Source organism: Pseudoroseomonas ludipueritiae (genome assembly GCF_014490445.1).
GTDB classification, from domain to species: domain Bacteria; phylum Pseudomonadota; class Alphaproteobacteria; order Acetobacterales; family Acetobacteraceae; genus Pseudoroseomonas; species Pseudoroseomonas ludipueritiae.
The window spans coordinates 1-17,210 of record NZ_JACTUZ010000090.1; the positions used below are offsets into that span (position 1 = coordinate 1).

Consider the following 17,210-nt stretch of genomic DNA (forward strand, 5'->3'; position numbering starts at 1 on the left):
CGGCCTGCGAGAAGCTGCGGACGCAGGGCGCCTGCATCATCGTCTCGCCCGACGCGCAGGGGTGATCTTCCTGCGTAGTCGGCATGCGTGAGGCGAAGCGACGCCGAATCTCTGAGGCAGCTATCGGCGTGCCATTCATCTGGCACGTTGGCTAAGCGTTCTCCTGTGGCGATGGCGCCGGAAAATGTCGCAGATGGGCGGAAAGCAGAAAGGCTAGTAGGTTTTCATGGCTAGATGAGGGATGCCCGCATCCATGAACTCCTCGCCAAAACCGACGAAGCCAAGTTTTTCGTAGAGCCCGAGCTTGTCGAGCTGCGCTGTCAGGAAGAAGCGGCCAACGCCGAGTGCTCTGCTGTGATCCATCGCGGCGTTCATCATATGCCGTGCGACGCCCAGCCCCCGATGATCGCGCCGCACGACGACACGGCCGATCTTGGCGTGCTCCGGCATGAAGACGACCCGTAACGTGCCCACCACTTCTCCTGCGTAGATGGCCACGAAGTGCGTCGCGGCCGGATCGTACTCGTCGAACTCCTCTTCTACGGGCACTCCCTGCTCTACGACGAAGACTTCATGCCTAAGCTCCAGCGCCGCCCTGCCGAGTGCTGAAGAGGCAGGAACTCGGATCACGGTGGTTTCCGACGGCTTTCCTATCATCTGGCCTTTGTTCCTGCTTCCGCTGGCTGAGTGTCCAGGCAGTACCCTGCCACTTCTATCCGGCACTCGCTACTGGCTCCTAATGCCCGCAAGGGGCCGGCAGTGGCTATGGCCGGCAGTGCATGCTGGCCGGGCAAAGAGGCAGTCCGGCAGGGAGGGCCTGCAGGGCTGATCTGGGTCGGTTTGCCCTTCCACGCTGGCCTTTTGGCCAGCGCCGATCCGATTGAAGCCTGTCACTGATGAGGGCGTTCACCATGCCGCCGCTATGCTCCGCCCATGGCGATGTTTGTTAATTGCCTGACCCAGTTTGGGGTGAAGTTGCCACTGAGAGTTGAACCATGTTCGGGCGCTAGCCTCGGCCTGTCGGCAACGGCAGCGGGAGTGTTGGGCAAGGTGACCTTCCCCTGATGTAACCGACGGGGATCAGGCGGCAGCATTCTCCATCTGTTCTGGCGTCTGGCAGCTCAAGGCAGAATTGATGCGCTGTCGGTTGTGGTAGTTCTCGATACAGGCGAACACGCCGCCGCGCCTGGCTTCGTCCTCCCCTGGTCCACCGGCGCTGCTGGACGAACTCTACCTTGAGGGGGGGAAGACGCTTTCCATGGGCGCATTGCCTAGACAGTGACGACGGCGGCTCATGGATTGCCGCATTCCGGCTGCGCCGAGCAGCTCGCGGTCGTCATCGACGGCATACTGGCTGCCACGATCCGCATGCTGCGGCAGGCAGGTACCGGCATCGGCAGCGATGACGCGGAACCTCATCTCGGTACTTCCGGGAAGATGCCGATGGCTTTCTTGAAATTTCACGCTCAAGGAATGCGTGCCCTAGTTCACGGTGCAGGCGCGCAATCTTAGCTGCCTGATACGCTGGTGGAGATGCTGGAGCAGATGGTGAAGCGACGGATTCTGTACCTGCCGCGACAGATCGTTGCACCTCGCCGTTCTGCCGCCTCCGCCAACTGCATGGCATGGAGGGCTGGATGCCCAATTCGCCAGCGATTTGCATCGCGGCCGGTCGCTGGAGCGTAACAGCGCTACCGCCTTCTGCTTGAACTCTCGCTACATCTTGTTCATCGGACACCTGCCTCGCTCCCACGGAGCTTACTCAGAGTGTGCGCCACTTCGAAGGAAGGGCACCTCTTGATGTCTCCTTCTATCAAGATGTCCAGTTCCTCGCCTTGCAGTTCCAACTTCGGGATCGTTCTGGCGGGCTGCTGTCACGAAGCTGTTGATGGCAAGAAGCGCCCCCGTCACACCCGATAAGCTTCAGCCAAGGTGCTCGCTCGCAGTCAGTGAACGCGATCGGCAGCTGACAGCGTGCTCTATCAACTTTTGATGAATTAGCAAAATAAGTTCGAAAACGGATCGATAGTCAGTCATTGCTCCATGGCATTTCCTCGGGGTCGAACGCCGTGTCGTGGATTCATGCTATTCTGAACCAATCCCCCGAGATTGCCCTCTTTCTCTCCCTTGCCATCGGCTACTGGATCGGCCGTTTCCAGTTTGGAAAGTTCCAGCTCGGCGGTGTGGCCGGTTCGCTGCTGGCGGCAGTGCTGATCAGTCAGCTCGGTGTCCACATCGACAACGGCGTGAAGTCGGTCCTCTTCGCATTGTTCATCTATGCAGTGGGTTTCGAAAGCGGGCCACAGTTCTTCCGCTCCCTCGGCCGCCAGTCGATCCGCGAGATCGTGATGGCCGTGGTGCTGGCGGTAAGCGCATTGGTCACGGTGGTGGTGCTCGCACGATCCTTCGGGCTCGACAAAGGGCTGGCCGCGGGCATCGCCGCCGGTGGGCTGACGCAATCGGCCATCATTGGCACCGCAGGCTCCGCCATTGCAAAGCTGGGCCTCTCGGCTGAGGAAGTGCAGCGGCTACAGGGCAATGTCGCGGTCGGCTACGCCGTGACCTATATCTTTGGCTCCTTCGGCGCCATCCTTGTCTGCGTCAACCTGCTGCCCTGGTTTACGGGCCGCGGTATCCGCGACGACGCGCTCAAGGCCGAAGCGGCGTTGCTCGCAGGGGTGAAGGTCTACGGTCCAGGAGAGCATCCCGCAGCACCGGATCTGGTGGGCCGCCTGTTCAGGGTTGAGCAGTCTGCCGGACAAACGGTGGCGGAGCTGGAGGCACAGGCTGGCGCTGCGGTGTCGGTCGAGCGGATCAAGCACGCGGGCTCATTGATCGGTGTAGAGCCGCTGGTGAGGCTCGAACGTGGCGATGTCGTGCTGCTGGTCGGCCGGCGCGCTGGCCTGGTCGACCTCGCGGCGCGCATAGGGCCGGAAATGCAGTCCTCCGAAGGAATGGATGTCGTCACCCTGACACGGGATGTGGCCGTGACCAACCAGGCCTATGTCGGCCGCACCATCGCCGAGATCCGCGAGGCAACGGCGCCGGAAATGCGGCATGGCGTGTTCCTCGCGGCGCTGCGACGCGGCGGGCAGCCGGTGCCGATCCAGCCGACGGCCCGGGTGGAAAGCGGTGACGTCGCCACCCTCTATGGTGCCGCCGGCGATGTGCAGCGCGCGGCGAATGCGGCCGGCACGGTGATCGTGCCCTCCGACAAGACGGATTTCGTGTTCCATGGCCTCGGCCTTGCCCTGGGGTTGCTTGTCGGCCTCGCTGTGGTGCGGATAGCCGACGTACCGTTGACCCTGGGCAGCGGCGGCGGTGCGCTGCTCTCGGGTCTGCTGTTCGGCTGGTATCGTGGCCGCCACCTCGCTGTCGGCAATATGCCGACAGGGGCCTCCACCCTGTTGCGCGACCTCGGCCTCGCGGGCTTCGTCGCGGTCGTAGGACTGCAGTCTGGTCAGCAGGCGGTGACCACTGTGCTGCAGCAGGGCCTGACCATCTTTCTGCTTGGCGTCGTCGTCACGGTGCTGCCGCTGCTGATCACCATGGTGGTCGGCAAGTATCTGCTGCGCTACGACAACACCGCGGTCTTCGCCGGCGCGCTCTCAGGCTCCCGCTCCGCCAATCCGGCCTTCGGCGAGGTGCTGGACAAGGCCGGCAACTCCATCCCCACCACGCCCTTCGCCATTACCTACGCGCTGGCGAACGTGTTCCTCACGCTGCTTGGGCCACTGATCGTGGCCTTCGCATGACGCAACGGCAGGAGGCCGCTCCATGGAAACCAGGCAGGACGACTACGCCCAGTATGCGAGGCTGAGCCCTTTCGAGCTGAAGGACGAGTTGATCCGGCTTGCTTCTGGCAAGGCGAACCGCCTGATGCTCAACGCCGGCCGCGGCAATCCCAACTTCATGGCGACGCTGCCACGCCGCGCCTTCCTGCGCCTTGGCCTTTTCGCCGTGTCGGAATCCGAACTCTCCTATTCCTACATGCCGGTCGGCATCGGCGGGCTGCCGCGCATCGAAGGTATCGAGGGTCGGTTCGAGCGCTTTGTCGCGGAGCATCGCGATCAGGCCGGCGTCACCTTTCTTGGTCGGGCGCTCAGCTACGTGCGCGACCAGCTTGGCCTCTCCGCCTCGGACTTCCTGCATGAGATGGTGGACGGTGTGCTGGGAGGTGTCTATCCCGAACCACCGCGCATGCTGCGCACCAGCGAGAAGATCGTGAAGCAGTACCTGGTGCGGGAGATGATCGGCGGCTACCACTCGAGCGACGCCATCGATCTCTTCGCGCTCGAAGGCGGCACCGCCGCCATGACCTACATCTTTGACAGCCTGCAAAAGAACCGCCTGATCGCCAAGGGCGACAAGGTGGCGATCGGTCTGCCTGTCTTCACCCCCTATATCGAGATTCCACAACTCGAGAACTACGCGCTGGAAGAGGTGCAGATCCATGCCGATCCGCAGCAGGACTGGCAATATCCGGATTCGGAGCTGGACAAGCTGAAAGACCCGGCGGTCAAGGTCTTCTTCTGCGTCAACCCAAGCAACCCGCCCTCCGTCAAGATGGACGACCGCAGCCTGGCGCGCGTCGCCACCATCGTGAAGGAAAACCGGCCGGATCTGATGATCCTGACCGACGATGTCTACGGCACCTTCGCCGACAACTTTCGTTCGCTGTTCGCCGTTTGCCCGCAGAACACCATTCTGGTCTACTCCTTCTCCAAGTATTTCGGCGTGACCGGCTGGCGGCTTGGCGTGGTGGCGACGCACCAGGACAATGTGATGGACCGCGCCATCGCGGCCTTGCCCGAGGAGGCGCAGGTGGCACTGGATCGGCGCTACGGCTCGCTGGTACCGGATGTGCGGGCACTGCGCTTCATTGATCGCCTTGTGGCGGACAGCCGTACCGTGGCGCTGAACCACACGGCGGGGCTTTCGACGCCGCAGCAGGTGCAGATGGTGATGCTCGCCTTGTTCGCGATGATGGATGAGAGCGACAGCTACAAGGCCGAGTTGAAGAACCTCGTGCGGCGGCGCGAGGCGGCGCTGTACCGGGAACTCGGCCTGCCGCCGGAGACCGGGCCTAACGCGGTGGACTACTATACGCTGCTCGACCTGCAGCGGATCGCGACACGGCTCTACGGCGAGGCATTCGGCACCTGGATCACCGAGCGGTCTAGCTCCGGCGACCTGCTGTTCCGCATCGCCGATCAGGCGGGCATTGTGCTGCTGCCCGGGCGTGGCTTCGGCACCCAGCAGCCGGCGGCGCGTGTCTCGCTCGCCAACCTCAACGAGTACGAATATGCCCGTATCGGTCGGGAACTGCGGCGCATGGCCGATGAGTTTCACGCCGAGTTCATGCGGCAGCAGCAGCCGGAGGGCGCGCCGTCAAAGCCATGACCGGCACTCCCCGGCCCAAGCACTGCAGTCGGTTCCGAGCACCGCCGTTGCCCCCGTGTGGTCATGTGCGGGCATCTGCCGCTTGGCTCGCACGATAAGCTTCAGCCGGCTTGCTTACCGTGCCGGCGGGTGGCGGCTGCTGTGATCGCCGGCTGTTCCAGGTTCGAGCCAAAACTGGCTTCTTCCGTGCTTATCCGAACGCTCCCGCCGGACGCGCAGAAGCGGCCGCGGCCTGGCGTGCTGCCGCCGGCTCATCCACTCGCCATATTTTTGGCATGTGTGCCACGTCTCAACCCTATTCGGGCCTTCATCGTTCTCTAGGACGTATTGACCAACCGGGAGAACCATCATGAAGGCCAAGAAGCTTCTTTTGCTGGCTGTCACCGGGGCATTCCTGGTGGCCCCTCTGACCTCAGCCATGGCGGATCCATGGAAGGATGAGAGTGGTCACGGCCGCTATGAACGGCGCTGGGAGCGTCATGAGGAGCGCCGTTGGCGCGAGCGGGAACGCCGGGCTGAGCGTCATTGGCGCCATGAGCAGCGGGAGCGCCGCGCAGAATACGAACGCCATCGGGCCTATGAACAGGGGCGCCGGGACGGCTATCGTGACAGCGCGAACCGCAACCCGCTGGAAGCAATCGGCCAACTCTGGCGGTAAACCCAAGAGCGGCAGCCGGTTGCTCAGCTGTTCAGGTCCGCCCTCCATTCCTTTTCGGCCACTCCTGGCGGGCGCCGCCATACGATAAGCCATGGCGCTGTGTGCTCACCGGGCCGCCGGCTGACAGTCGCCACCTATGGCCATGCCGGACGCGCGGGCTATGCACTGGGGTCGGTGCCAGGGTTCTGGTGGCGAATTTCCAGAATGGCCTGCACACGGCGCGCCAGCGCGTCGAGCGCGAAGGGCTTGCCGATCACCTCAACGCCGGGCGGCAATGCCGTGCTGGCGTAACCGGTGATGAACAGCACCGGAAGTCCTGGGATACGCTCGCGCGCCACCTCGGCCACCTGTCGGCCGTTCATGCCATTCGGCAAGCCAACGTCGGTCACCAGCAGGTCCGGCATCGCCCTGCTCAGAACGCGCAGCGCATCCGGCCCGTCCCGTGCCTCCAGCACCACAAGGCCCAGCTCGCGCAGGCGGTCGACGGCCGGGCCGCGCACCGCGTCCTCGTCGTCGACCAGCAACACAGTTCCGCGCGCCTGCGCCGAGGCGGGGGCGGGAAGGGGCGGTGCCACGGCCGCGACCGCCGCGGCCTCGTGCAGCGGCAGGAGGAGGCGGATCGTGGTGCCGCGCCCGGGCTTGCTCTCGATCCGCACCAGCCCGCCGGACTGCCGCACGAAGCCATAGATTTGGCTCAGCCCCAGGCCGGTGCCCTGGCCCTGCGGCTTGGTGGTGAAGAACGGCTCGAACACCCGCCCCAGCACCTCCGGCGGGATGCCGATCCCAGTGTCCGCGACCGAGATCTCCACGAAGGTACCTGGCACGGCCTCCCGGTTCGGGATCTGCGCGGCCGAGAGGCGCACCTCTTCTGTGCGGATCATGAGCCGCCCGCCCTCGGGCATGGCGTCGCGGGCGTTGATGCAAAGGTTCAGCAGCGCGCTTTCCAGCTCGTTCGGGTCACACAGCACGGTGCCACGGCCGTCGCGCAGGGTCAGCTCGACAGCGATCCCTGGCCCCATCGTGCGGCGGATCAGGTCCGTCAGCCCCGCGACCAGACCGTCCGCGTCCACCTGTTTCGGCATCAGGCGCTGCCGCCGGGCGAAGGCGAGCAGGCGCCGCGTCAGTCCCGCCGCACGCTCCGCCGCGCCATGGGCCGCTTCCAGGAAACGCCCGGCGCCCTCGGCGTGGCCCTGCCCGATCTGGCGGCGCGCCATGTCGATGCCGCTCAGAATGCCTTGCAGCATGTTGTTGAAGTCATGCGCGATGCCGCCGGTGAGCTGCCCCACTGCCTCCATCTTCTGCGCCTGACGCAGGCTCTCCTCGGCGGCCATCAGCTCCGCCGTGCGCGCGTCCACCAGCGCCTCCAGCTCCTCCTGGCTGCGGACCAGCACCTCGCGCGCCCGCATCATGTCCTCGATATCGGTGCAAATGCCGAACCAGCGGGCGATCCGGCCTTGCGGATGCCGCTCATCCGGCGTGTCGCGCACCGGCACCCCGCGCGCGATGAACCAGCGGTAGGCGCCGTCCGCACCGCGGAGGCGGTACTCGATCTCGTAATCCTCCCCGGTCTGCGCGCTGTGCCGCCAGCGCTCCTGCGTCCGCGACAGGTCATCGGGATGAACGACAATGGTCCAGCCCTCGGCCTCGCTCTGGTCGTGGGAAAGGCCAGTGTACTGGTACCAGCGCCAGTTGTAGTAGTCGTGGTGGCCGTCGGCACGGGCGGTCCAGGCGATCTGCGGCACCGCATCCACCATGGCGCGCAGGCGGGCCTCGCTCTCCAGCAGCCGCCTTTCGGCCTCCTTGAGGTCGGTGATGTCGTGCCCGATGCCGCCGATGCGGCGCACGCTGCCCCCTTCGTCCATCAAGGGGAAGTCAGTGTTGCGGAGCCAGCGGACCACGCCGTCACTCGGCCGCCTGACCCTGTACTCGAAGGTGACGTGCTCCCCCAGATGCACGCGGCGGATGGCGCTGATCGCATGCTGCCGGTCCTCCGGCACGATCAGCTTGATCCAGCTTCGGAAGTTGTCGCCCGAGAGGGCTTCCTCCCGGCTCAGGCCATAGATCGTCTCGAAGGCTGGCGTCAGGTACGTCCATTGCAGCGTCTCGGCGTCGCGGATCCAGAGGACGTCCTGTGATGCCTCGCCGAACTGACGCAGACGCTCCTCGCTTTCGCGAAGACTTTCCTGGCCCCGCCGCTGCTCGATCAGGTCGGCCGCCTGCCGGGCCAGCAGATCGAGAGAACGCAGCTGATCGTCGCTTGGCCGATGTTCCGAAGCGCGCCAGTGCGTGTTGAGCATGCCGATCGGCGATCTGTCGCGCGACAGCAGCGGCGTCGCCTGAGCCGAGCGAAGCCCCGCCTCGACATGCATCCGGCAGGCCTCGTCGGCCTCATCTTTGTCGAAATCGACGAAAGTGCGCTGGCCCGTCCTCAGCCCGATGCCACATGCCGTGTTGCTGCTGGCATCGATGCGACGGAAGTGGTTGGTCATCCCGGCCTCCAACCCCTGGCTGACCAGCAACAACAAGGATCTGGTTTCGGGATCAAAGACCTGTACCGTCCCGGCATCGGCCTCGGTGATGGCCACAGCCGTGGACAGGATTTGTTCGTAGATCGCCGGGACACTCTCTTCCGTGACCATCCGCGCCGCCAGGTCCCGCAGCAAGGCGGCGCGTCCGAGTTCCGCCTCAAGATGCGCCTCGCTCCGGCGGAGGGCCGCCTCAGCCGCCTTGCGGTCGGTGATGTCGCTGATGACGCTGACGCATCCCGTCACGCGGCCTGCTTCGTCGCGGGTTGGCACTGTGGCGACGTTCGTCCAACGCTCGCGTCCGTCATCGTCGGTGTAGAGCATCTCCTGTCCGGGCACGACGCTCTCGCCCCGCAGCGCGCGGGCCCCGGGATAAGCATCCGGCTCGAGCAACCGGCCACGCGCATCCCACGCCTGCCACCGGCTTCCACGCTCCGGATCGCGCGACGGGATGGTTCCGGCCGGAAGGAAGCGCCGATACTCGCTGTTGGCGAGGACCGCCTTGCCCGCGAGATCGATCACCGCGACACCAGCGGGTACGCTCTCGAAGGCAGCCGCCAGGCGCGCCTCGCTCGCACGCAGTGCCTGCTCCGCGAGGTGCCGCTTGGTGACGTCCTGGCCGATCTTCTGGAAGCCGCGCAGTTCTCCCGCCTCGTCCCGGAGCGCCACGACCGATCCCTCGATGAACACACGGGCACCGTCCTTGCGCAGGTGCCAGCGCACATTGGGCGCTGAACCATCTTGGCGCGCGGCGTCGAGCTCCGCCCGCGGCAGGCCAGCCTCGCGGTCTTCTGGCGTGAACAGGATGGCGCCCGGCTGGCCGATCGCCTCCTCCGCCGTCCAGCCGAAAACGGCCTCCGCGCCCGGCAGCCAGTCGGTGATGCGGTCCTGCGGGTCGGTGAGGACAATGGCGTAGTCGCGCGCGGCCTCGACGATGGTGCGGAAGCGTTCCTCGGTGGCGCCGAGGGCCTGCAGCTTGAGGAGGCGGTCGATCACCGGTCCCAGGATGGTGGCATAGGTCCGCAGAAACTGGATGTCCTCGTCGTCGAAGGCCCGTGGCTCGGGGGCGTCGACCTGGAGGAGGCCGAACGGCCGCCCGCCCGGCAGGAAGATGGGCACGTTGGCCAGCGCCCTGACACCGGCCTCCCTCATGAAGGCCGGGAAGCCAAAGCGGGTCTCGCTGATGAGGTCGTTGGTGATGACCGGCTCGCCCGCCTTGATGGAGTAGGTCTCGGACGAGTGATCGCCCAGGGGCAGGCGCACGCGCCCGACCACATCCTTGCTCCAGCCGACGCCCGCGCGCACGAAGAGGGTCTGGCCCTTGCTTTCGATCTCCAGGACCTTGGCGCGCCCCGTGCCAAGCGCTGCGGCGACGAGGTGGCATGCTTGGGTCAGTACGGCATCGAGGTCGTCCGAGCGCAGGGCGAACTCGCCGAAGTCGGCGAGCACCCTTTGCCGCGTCCTCAGCCAATTTTGGTCACACATCTACGCCCCCTGAACGCGGTGCGTCTCGTCTCCTGGAGAGTGCGCTTCGCTGCGCCCAAATCAAGCTAACGCGCGGCGAGCCCGGGCGATGCCGGGCATCTGCATGGGTGCCGGCCGGGCGCCAGGGATTGTCCGGGGATCGGCGGCCGGCTTTGGTGAAAGCCAGCCTGCCCCCATTCCGCCTGTTCCGCAGGAAAGTGGCCGTTCAGCGGCGGCCCAGACTGGGCAGCTTCCGGCCTGAGGGCGGTCTTCCCCTCGGCAGCGGCGCTCATCCTGCCGCGAAGCGGAACCCGCTGCTGAGCTGCGCTCCTTATTCCATTGCCGAAGTCCGGCGAGCCATCAGGGCATTACCAGCGTCACCGCTCAAGCAGGCGCCGCATCTTCCGAACGGCGCTGTCTGGTGTTGTCATCACGGGCTTTCCGGTCGCGGCGGCAATGGCCGGCGCCGCGGAAGCCAGGCTGAACTGGGCCAGCGCGATGACGTCACAGTCTGACAGGGTGGAAGCTGCCTCCGCGGCGAGGCGGTTGTGGGTCCCGGTGTCACCGGCATCCAGCGCCTCCAGCGCGCCCTCGATCCAGTGCGGCCGCAGCCTGGTTCCGGCGGGGAACTCGGGCGGCATGGACCGCAAGGTCGGCGCGAAACTGGCCAGCAGCCCGATGGTGCCGCCGGCGGCCACGGCCTCTTCGATCATGGCCTCGTTGGGCTTCAGCACCGGGATCGGCGCCAACGCCGCGCGGCATGCCTCAATGCAGGGGCCGAAGGCTGAGCAGGTGAACAGGATGCCATCCGCGCCGGTGCCTACCGCATAGCGTGCCAGGCTGAGGAAGCGGTCGGTCATCGCATCCGTCAGCGCACCATCCCGCATCAGGTCGGCTGAAAGGCTGTCATCCAGCAGGTTCATCAGGCGGGCCTCCGGCCAGAGGCGCGAGAATGCCTCCTCCACCGGGGGCGGCGAATGGCGCAGGGCGTGGATCAGGGCAATCCGCATGGAACCTCCAGGAATGATCCATTCGTATCATCATAAATAATAATAGGGCAAATATGAAATAAACGTTGCATATCTTTGGTGGCCGGTGCGACGGTGATGGCCATGAGCGACGAGACACCGCTGTCTGCCCTGCGCCGCGCCATGCCCGATTTGCCGCCACGCCTGCGGGAGGCCGCCCGCTACGTCGCGCGCTACGACTACGATGCCGCCACGCGGTCGATGCGCGAATTGGCGCAGGCGGCTGGCACCAATCCGGCCACCTTCACGCGCCTGGCGCAGGCGCTGGGCTACAGTGGATGGGAGCCGCTGCGGGATGCGCTGATCGAGGCCCGCCGCACCGGCCCGGAAACGCCCTTCTCCGGGCGCTTGCGGCAGGCCACGGCTCGCCCGCCTGGCGCGCCTCCCCCGGCCGCACAGCTTTCCGCCGAGATGCTGGCCGCCGATCTTGCCGGCCTGTCACAGCTCGATCCGGAACCGATCCTGGCAGCCGCCACAGCCTTGCATGAGGCCCCGCGCATCTGGGTGGCAGGCTACCGCTCCTGCCGCGCGGTGGCGCAGCTGCTGCACTACCAGCTCCGCCTGTTCCGGCCGGACAGCGTCCGGCTGATCGGCGGCGCCGGGCCGGAGGATCTCGACCTTGGGGATTTCCGCGCCGGCGATGTGGTGGTGCTGATCGGCTTCGTGCCCTACTCGCGCTCCATTGTCGTCGCGGCGCGCATGGCGCGTGCGGCCGGCTGCACGGTAGTGGCCCTGGCGGACCGGGCCGATGCCCCGGTGGCGGCCGGCGCGTCCCACCTGCTGCTGTTCGAGGCCGATCGTACTCCGGCCTTCTTCCCCAGCCTCACGGGTGCGCTCGCGCTCGCGCAGGCACTGGCCGCCGCCACCTTTTCTCTGGGCGGGGAGGCGGCGTTGCTGTCGCTGCGCGAGACCGAGGCCAAGCTCGCGGCCCTTTCCGCCTATATGCCTGACCAGGACCCCACGCCATGAACGACATCACCACCGCGCCCCGCCGCTCTCGTGTGCTGCACCGGTCCTCCCGTGCCAGGCCGCCGCTGGCGGTGGGCGGGCACGGCGTGTGGCTGGTGGAGCAAGGCGGGCGGGAGGTTCTCGACGCTTCCGGCGGCGCCGCCGTCTCCTGCCTCGGCCATCAGCATCCACGCCTGGTCGAGGCCATCAAGCGGCAGGCGGACCGGCTCTGCTACGCCCATACCAGCTTCTTCTCCAACGAGCCCGCCGAGGCGCTGGCGGAAGAACTGGTGGGGCACGAGCCGGGCGGGCTGGCCCAGGTCTACTTCGTCTCCGGCGGTTCGGAGGCAGTGGAAACGGCGCTGAAGCTGGCCCGGCAGTATTTTCTGGAAGTCGGTCAGCCCCAGCGTAGCCGCTTCATCGCGCGGCGGCAGAGCTACCACGGTAACACGCTGGGGGCATTGGCGGCGGGCGGTAATGCCTGGCGCCGGGCGCCCTACGCACCCCTCCTGTCGGACGCCTTCAGCCACGTCTCGCCGGCCTTCGCCTATCGCGAACAACGGGAGGGCGAGGACGAGGCCGCCTTCACCGCCCGCCTCGCCGCCGAGCTGGAAGCAGAGTTCCTGCGGCTCGGCCCACAGAACGTCGCGGCATTCATCGCGGAGCCGGTGGTGGGCGCGACCGCCGGCTGCGTGCCGGCGCCGGAAGGCTATTTCCGCGCGGTGCGCGAGATCTGCGACCGTCATGGCGCGCTGCTGATCCTGGATGAGGTGATGAGCGGCATGGGCCGCACCGGCACGCTCCATGCCTGGGAACAGGAAGGCATTGCGCCCGACCTGCAGGCCATCGCGAAGGGGTTGGGCGGCGGCTACCAGGCCATCGGCGCCGTGCTGCTCTCCGGCCGCATCGCCGATGCCATCGAGCAGGGCAGCGGCGCCTTCCAGCACGGCCATACCTATCTGGCGCATCCGATCGCCTGCGCCGCCGCGCTGGAGGTGCAGCGGGTGATCCGGGAGGATGGCTTGCTGGCCAATGTCCAGGCCATGGGCGCGCTGCTGGAGGCGAAGCTCCACGAGCGCTTTGGCAACCACGCGCATGTCGGCGACATCCGTGGCCGCGGGCTGTTCCGCGCCATCGAGCTGGTGGCGGACCGCACCAGCCGAGCCCCCTTCGACCCCGCGCGGCAGCTGAACGCACGGATCAAGAAGGAAGCCTTCGCGCGTGGGTTGGCCTGCTACCCCGGCGGCGGCACGATGGACGGCGCGCGGGGCGACCATGTGATGCTGGCCCCTCCCTACATCATCTCCGCCGCCGAGATCGACCTCATCGTCGAGCGCCTTGGGGAGGCGGTGGACGCCGCCATCGCCGGCTGAGGCACGGCCGCGCCGGCCCCGGCGCGGCTCCTTCCGCCCCTTCACGCGAGGCATTGGCCACGATGCGGGACCATCATCTTTCTGGCACAGCCTCTCTCGCCGCGGGCGAGGATGTGGGGCCGCTCTGCGACGAGCCTGTCGGCATCAAGAACATCATCGACATGGCTGGCTTGCCGGCCGCCTGCCATTCGCGCATCCTGCTCAACAACATCGCGCGTGAGGATGCCGAGGTGGTTCGACGGCTACGCCAGGCAGGCGCCATCGTGATCGGCAAGGACCACAACCCCGGCGGGCCGCCTTCGGTCTCGGCGGTCAGCGTGGCGGCGAGGCTGCTGCGCGTCTGCGCCGCGCTCGAACAGATAGGGCGGGGCGTGCCCCGCCTGCCGGATCAACCCGTTTTCTCCGACAAAGGTGCAACATGAAAGCTCTGATGCTTGCTGGTGGTCTGCTGCTCGCCGCCGCCGGCGCCCATGCCGCGACGCTGGATACCGTGAAGCAGCGCGGCACCCTGGCCTGCGGTGTCAGCACCGGCTTCGCTGGCTTCTCCACCCCCGACAGCCAGGGCAATTACCGTGGCATCGATGCCGACTATTGCCGCGCCATCGCCGTCGCCGTGCTGGGCGACGCCACCAAGGTGCGCTTTGTCGGGCTGACGGCGCAGAACCGCTTCACCGCCCTGCAGTCGGGCGAGGTGGACGTGCTGCTGCGTAACTCCACGCAGACCTTCCTGCGCGATGCGAGCATCGGCCTGCATGCCGGGCCGGTGAACTTCTACGATGGCCAGGGCTTCGCGGTGAAGCGCGATGCCGGCGTCACCAAGGTGGCCGAGCTGAATGGTGCCAGCGTTTGCGTGGCCCAGGGCACGACGCATGAGTCGACTCTCGGCGATTATGCCCGCGCCAACAAGGTGACGTTCCAGCCGGTGGTGTTCGAGCGCGTGGACACCATGTACCAGGCCTTCTTCGCCGGGCGCTGCGACGCGATGACGCAGGATGCCTCCGCCCTGGCCGGCGCTGTCAGCGTCGCACCCAACCCGGCCGACTATGTGGTGCTGCCCGAGACCATCTCGAAGGAACCGCTCGGCCCCTTCACCCGCAACGGTGACGACCAGTGGTCCACCATCGTCGCCTGGGTGCATTACGGCCTTGTGGAGGCCGAGGAAGCAGGCGTGACGCAGGCCAATGCCGAGGAACAGGCCAAGGGCGGCAACCCCGTGGCGCAGCGTCTGCTGGGCACGTCGGGCGAGTTCGGCAGCCGCATCGGGCTGGACAACCGCTGGATGCTGAATGCCATCAAGGCCGTGGGCAACTACAGCGAGGTGTTCGAACGCAATGTGGGCAGTGGCAGCGCCCTGAAGCTGCAGCGGGGCCGCAACGCGCTCTGGTCCCAGGGCGGCATGATGTACGCCATTCCTTTCCGCTGATCACCGTACGCTCGCCCACTACGGCCCGGTCCTCTACCATCAGGAGGACTGAATCAGGTCGCCACGCCGGCCTCAACGACGGGCCCTTCAAGGGAATCGGAGCGCAGCGGGCTTAGCGGCGCGAGATGCCTCTCGTGTTCTTCACGATGATGCACTCATGCCCTGGCTTGCTGCGCTTCAGCCCAGGCCGCATCCCCTGCATCGGAAGACGCGGGCGGCCCGGGCCACTGCCCCCTCGTCAGGGCCACTGATGCGGCACGGCGAGGAAATGGCGGACGACAGGCGGCGCCTCGCCCTCGTGGAAGCGGAGGGCGGCCGCCTGTACGTCCGCACCGGCGCGGGACACCCGGTGGTGCTGCCGCAGGTGTTCGGCCCAGGACTCCACAGTGAACCATTCCAGCATCCGCCGGGGGTCGGCGGCATCTTCCGTGATGCCCCAGCCATAAGCGCCATCTTGCCGGCGGGACGCGGCCAGGCGGTACAGGGCCGCCACGAAGGCCTGCCGGTTCTGCGGCGCGACGCGATACTCGATCAGGACCATCACCGGGCCGCGGTCATGCGCGACCGGCGCGGCCAGCAGGGGCTCAGGCCAGTGATTGGAGGGCTGCAGCTCGGCATCCCCCTTGGGCAGGCGAATGCGATGAAAGGCCAGGGCGAAAACCACCAGGGCCGCGCCGCCCACCAACAGCGTGCTTGGCACGTCCAGCACCTCCGCCAGCGCACCCCATGCGAGGCTGCCTGCGGTCATGGCGCCATTGAACACGGTGAGATAGACAGCCAGTGCGCGGCCCCGCACCCAGTTGGGCAGAATAGCCTGCGCGGTGCCGTTCAGCGTGGTCAGCGCCACGATCCAGGCCGTTCCGAGCAGCAGCAGCGCCAGCAAGGCGATCCAGCGCGGGGGTGCCAGCGACAGCACAACCATGACCGCTGCTGTGGTGAGGGCCGAGAACAACAGCAATCCGTCCGCGTCCAGCCGCGTCCGCAGGCGCGGCAGCAGCAGCGCGCCGCCGATGGCGCCCAGGCCCACCGCGCCCAGCAGGATGCCGTAGAAGCCGGCGTCCCCGCCCAGAAGGTTGCGCGCCACCAGCGGCAGCAAGGCCCAGACGGCGCTGGCGAAAGCAAAGAACACCGCCGCGCGCAGCAGCACCACATGCAACTCACGGCTTGCCACGGCGTAGCGAAGGCCGGCGCGGAAGGCACCGCCGAAGTTCTCCGCCAGCGGGTCCTCGGCCTTGGCGGGCCGTTTCCACCACAGCAGTGCGGCAATGACGAGCACATAGCTCGCAACATCCGCGCCATAGGTCAGGCCGGCACCGAAGGCGGCCAGCAGCAGCCCGCCCAATGCCGGGCCGATGGCGCGGGCGATGTTGATGCCGAGCGAGTTCAGCGCCACGGCACTCTTCACGTCCTTGGCCGGCACCAGCTCCGGCACGATGGCTTGCCAGGTGGGGCCCATCAGCGCAGCGCCGATGCCGCCCAGGAAGGTCAGCCCGACCAAGCTGGCCACCGACATGGTGCCTGTCAGGGCCATCGCCATCAGGGAGAGGCTGACGCAGCCCAACAGCACCTGAACGGCGATGAGAAAGCGGCGCCGGTCGAGAATATCCGTCAGCACGCCGGCCGGGATGGCCAGCAGGAAGACCGGCAAGGTGCCCGCGGCCTGGATGAGCGACACGGCCGCGGGACCGGCGGCGAGGTCCGTCACCAGCCAGGCGCTGGCGACATCGCGCATGAAGCTGCCGGTATTGCCCAGCACGGTGGCTACCCAGATCACCGCGAAGGTCGTCTGGCGCAGCGGCGCGAAGGGGCCGGAGGCAGCGGGGGTATCAGTGCTCATGAGGCGTGCGGTCCCAAAGCGCGACGAGCAGGAAGGCGCCGGCGAGGCCCAGATGCTCGTAGAAGGCATTGGCGGTCATGAAGCGCGCTTGTCCCACCGGCAGAGACCAGTAGCGGTTGGCGATGAAGGTGGCCGCCAGGGTAAAGGCGGCCAGCAGCAGCGCGCCCAGCCAGCGCAACCGCCCGGTCAGCACCATGGCGCTGGCCGCCAGTTCCAGCGCGATGGTCATGGCCGCCGCGACGGATGGCAGCGGCAGGCCGAAATGCATGGCCTCCGCCACCGCGCCGGGATAATCCAGTGCCTTGTTCAGCCCGCCCTGGATATAGGCGGCGCAAAGGCCGAGCAGGCCGATCCAGGCAAGCAGCGGGTGCCAGCGTGCCATGGTTCAGAAGGCCCAGCAGGAGCAGCCGAGCGCGCCCCAGAAGCCCTGGTCTTTGCCGGCGGGGCTGCTGGCCGCCCAGGCGCGGGCATGCTCGTGCCCATGCACGCCGCAGGCGGCGTCGCAGCAGCGCGCCACGGCACGGGCGAAGGCGCCCTTGGCCGGGGCCGCC

The 17,210-nt window shown here is 67.1% G+C and carries 13 protein-coding genes; 7 read left to right on the forward strand and 6 right to left on the reverse strand.

Annotated features, from left to right (window positions below):
• Positions 1-213 precede the first annotated feature (213 nt).
• On the reverse strand, positions 214-657 hold the full coding sequence (locus IBL25_RS17045) for a GNAT family N-acetyltransferase (RefSeq protein WP_187779741.1): 444 nt from the start codon (positions 655-657) through the stop codon (positions 214-216).
• A gap of 573 nt (positions 658-1,230) precedes the next feature.
• Positions 1,231-1,419, reverse strand: coding sequence for a hypothetical protein (locus tag IBL25_RS27700; RefSeq protein WP_408897738.1), 189 nt, complete (start codon positions 1,417-1,419; stop codon positions 1,231-1,233).
• 617 nt (positions 1,420-2,036) lie between these two features.
• Here IBL25_RS27700 and aspT point away from each other — a divergent pair.
• From aspT to IBL25_RS17065, 3 genes are all read left to right on the forward strand, one after another.
• Entirely contained in the window at positions 2,037-3,755 is a 1,719-nt protein-coding gene (aspT, locus tag IBL25_RS17055) for an aspartate-alanine antiporter (protein WP_194433749.1), read from the forward strand.
• 22 nt (positions 3,756-3,777) lie between these two features.
• On the forward strand, positions 3,778-5,403 hold the full coding sequence (locus IBL25_RS17060) for a bifunctional aspartate transaminase/aspartate 4-decarboxylase (protein ID WP_187779742.1): 1,626 nt from the start codon (positions 3,778-3,780) through the stop codon (positions 5,401-5,403).
• A gap of 349 nt (positions 5,404-5,752) precedes the next feature.
• Positions 5,753-6,061, forward strand: a complete 309-nt coding sequence (locus IBL25_RS17065; protein WP_187779743.1) for a hypothetical protein — start codon at positions 5,753-5,755, stop codon at positions 6,059-6,061.
• Between the two features lie 158 nt (positions 6,062-6,219).
• Here IBL25_RS17065 and IBL25_RS17070 read toward each other — a convergent pair whose 3' ends face one another.
• Both IBL25_RS17070 and IBL25_RS17075 read right to left on the reverse strand, forming a co-directional pair.
• A complete protein-coding gene (locus IBL25_RS17070; RefSeq protein WP_202986796.1) occupies positions 6,220-10,035 on the reverse strand; it encodes a PAS domain S-box protein in 3,816 nt (1,271 codons plus the stop codon).
• A 392-nt stretch (positions 10,036-10,427) separates the two neighbouring features.
• Positions 10,428-11,060: an arylsulfatase gene (locus IBL25_RS17075; protein ID WP_187779745.1), complete on the reverse strand. Its 633-nt coding sequence runs from the start codon at positions 11,058-11,060 to the stop codon at positions 10,428-10,430.
• Positions 11,061-11,162: 102 nt separating this feature from the next.
• Here IBL25_RS17075 and IBL25_RS17080 point away from each other — a divergent pair, with 102 nt between their 5' ends.
• The 4 genes from IBL25_RS17080 to IBL25_RS17095 all read left to right on the forward strand — a co-directional run bounded on the left by IBL25_RS17080 (position 11,163) and on the right by IBL25_RS17095 (position 14,822).
• On the forward strand, positions 11,163-12,047 hold the full coding sequence (locus IBL25_RS17080; RefSeq protein WP_238940498.1) for a MurR/RpiR family transcriptional regulator: 885 nt from the start codon (positions 11,163-11,165) through the stop codon (positions 12,045-12,047).
• Positions 12,044-13,399 carry an aspartate aminotransferase family protein gene (locus IBL25_RS17085; protein ID WP_187779746.1) on the forward strand — a complete coding sequence of 452 codons (1,356 nt, stop codon included), beginning with the start codon at positions 12,044-12,046 and terminating at the stop codon, positions 13,397-13,399. Before IBL25_RS17080 ends, IBL25_RS17085 begins: the two co-directional genes overlap by 4 nt.
• A 62-nt stretch (positions 13,400-13,461) precedes the next feature.
• The gene (locus tag IBL25_RS17090) at positions 13,462-13,821 is read left to right on the forward strand and encodes an amidase family protein (protein WP_187779747.1); all 360 of its coding nucleotides are present in this window, start codon (positions 13,462-13,464) and stop codon (positions 13,819-13,821) included.
• Between the two features lie 8 nt (positions 13,822-13,829).
• Entirely contained in the window at positions 13,830-14,822 is a 993-nt protein-coding gene (locus IBL25_RS17095) for an amino acid ABC transporter substrate-binding protein (protein ID WP_238940499.1), read from the forward strand.
• A gap of 238 nt (positions 14,823-15,060) precedes the next feature.
• Here IBL25_RS17095 and IBL25_RS17100 read toward each other — a convergent pair whose 3' ends face one another.
• Both IBL25_RS17100 and IBL25_RS17105 read right to left on the reverse strand, forming a co-directional pair.
• Positions 15,061-16,659 carry an MFS transporter gene (locus tag IBL25_RS17100; protein ID WP_187779749.1) on the reverse strand — a complete coding sequence of 533 codons (1,599 nt, stop codon included), beginning with the start codon at positions 16,657-16,659 and terminating at the stop codon, positions 15,061-15,063.
• Positions 16,649-17,041, reverse strand: coding sequence for a DoxX family protein (locus IBL25_RS17105; RefSeq protein ID WP_187779750.1), 393 nt, complete (start codon positions 17,039-17,041; stop codon positions 16,649-16,651). The genes IBL25_RS17100 and IBL25_RS17105 overlap by 11 nt, the downstream gene beginning before the upstream one ends.
• Between the last annotated feature and the right edge of the window lie 169 nt (positions 17,042-17,210).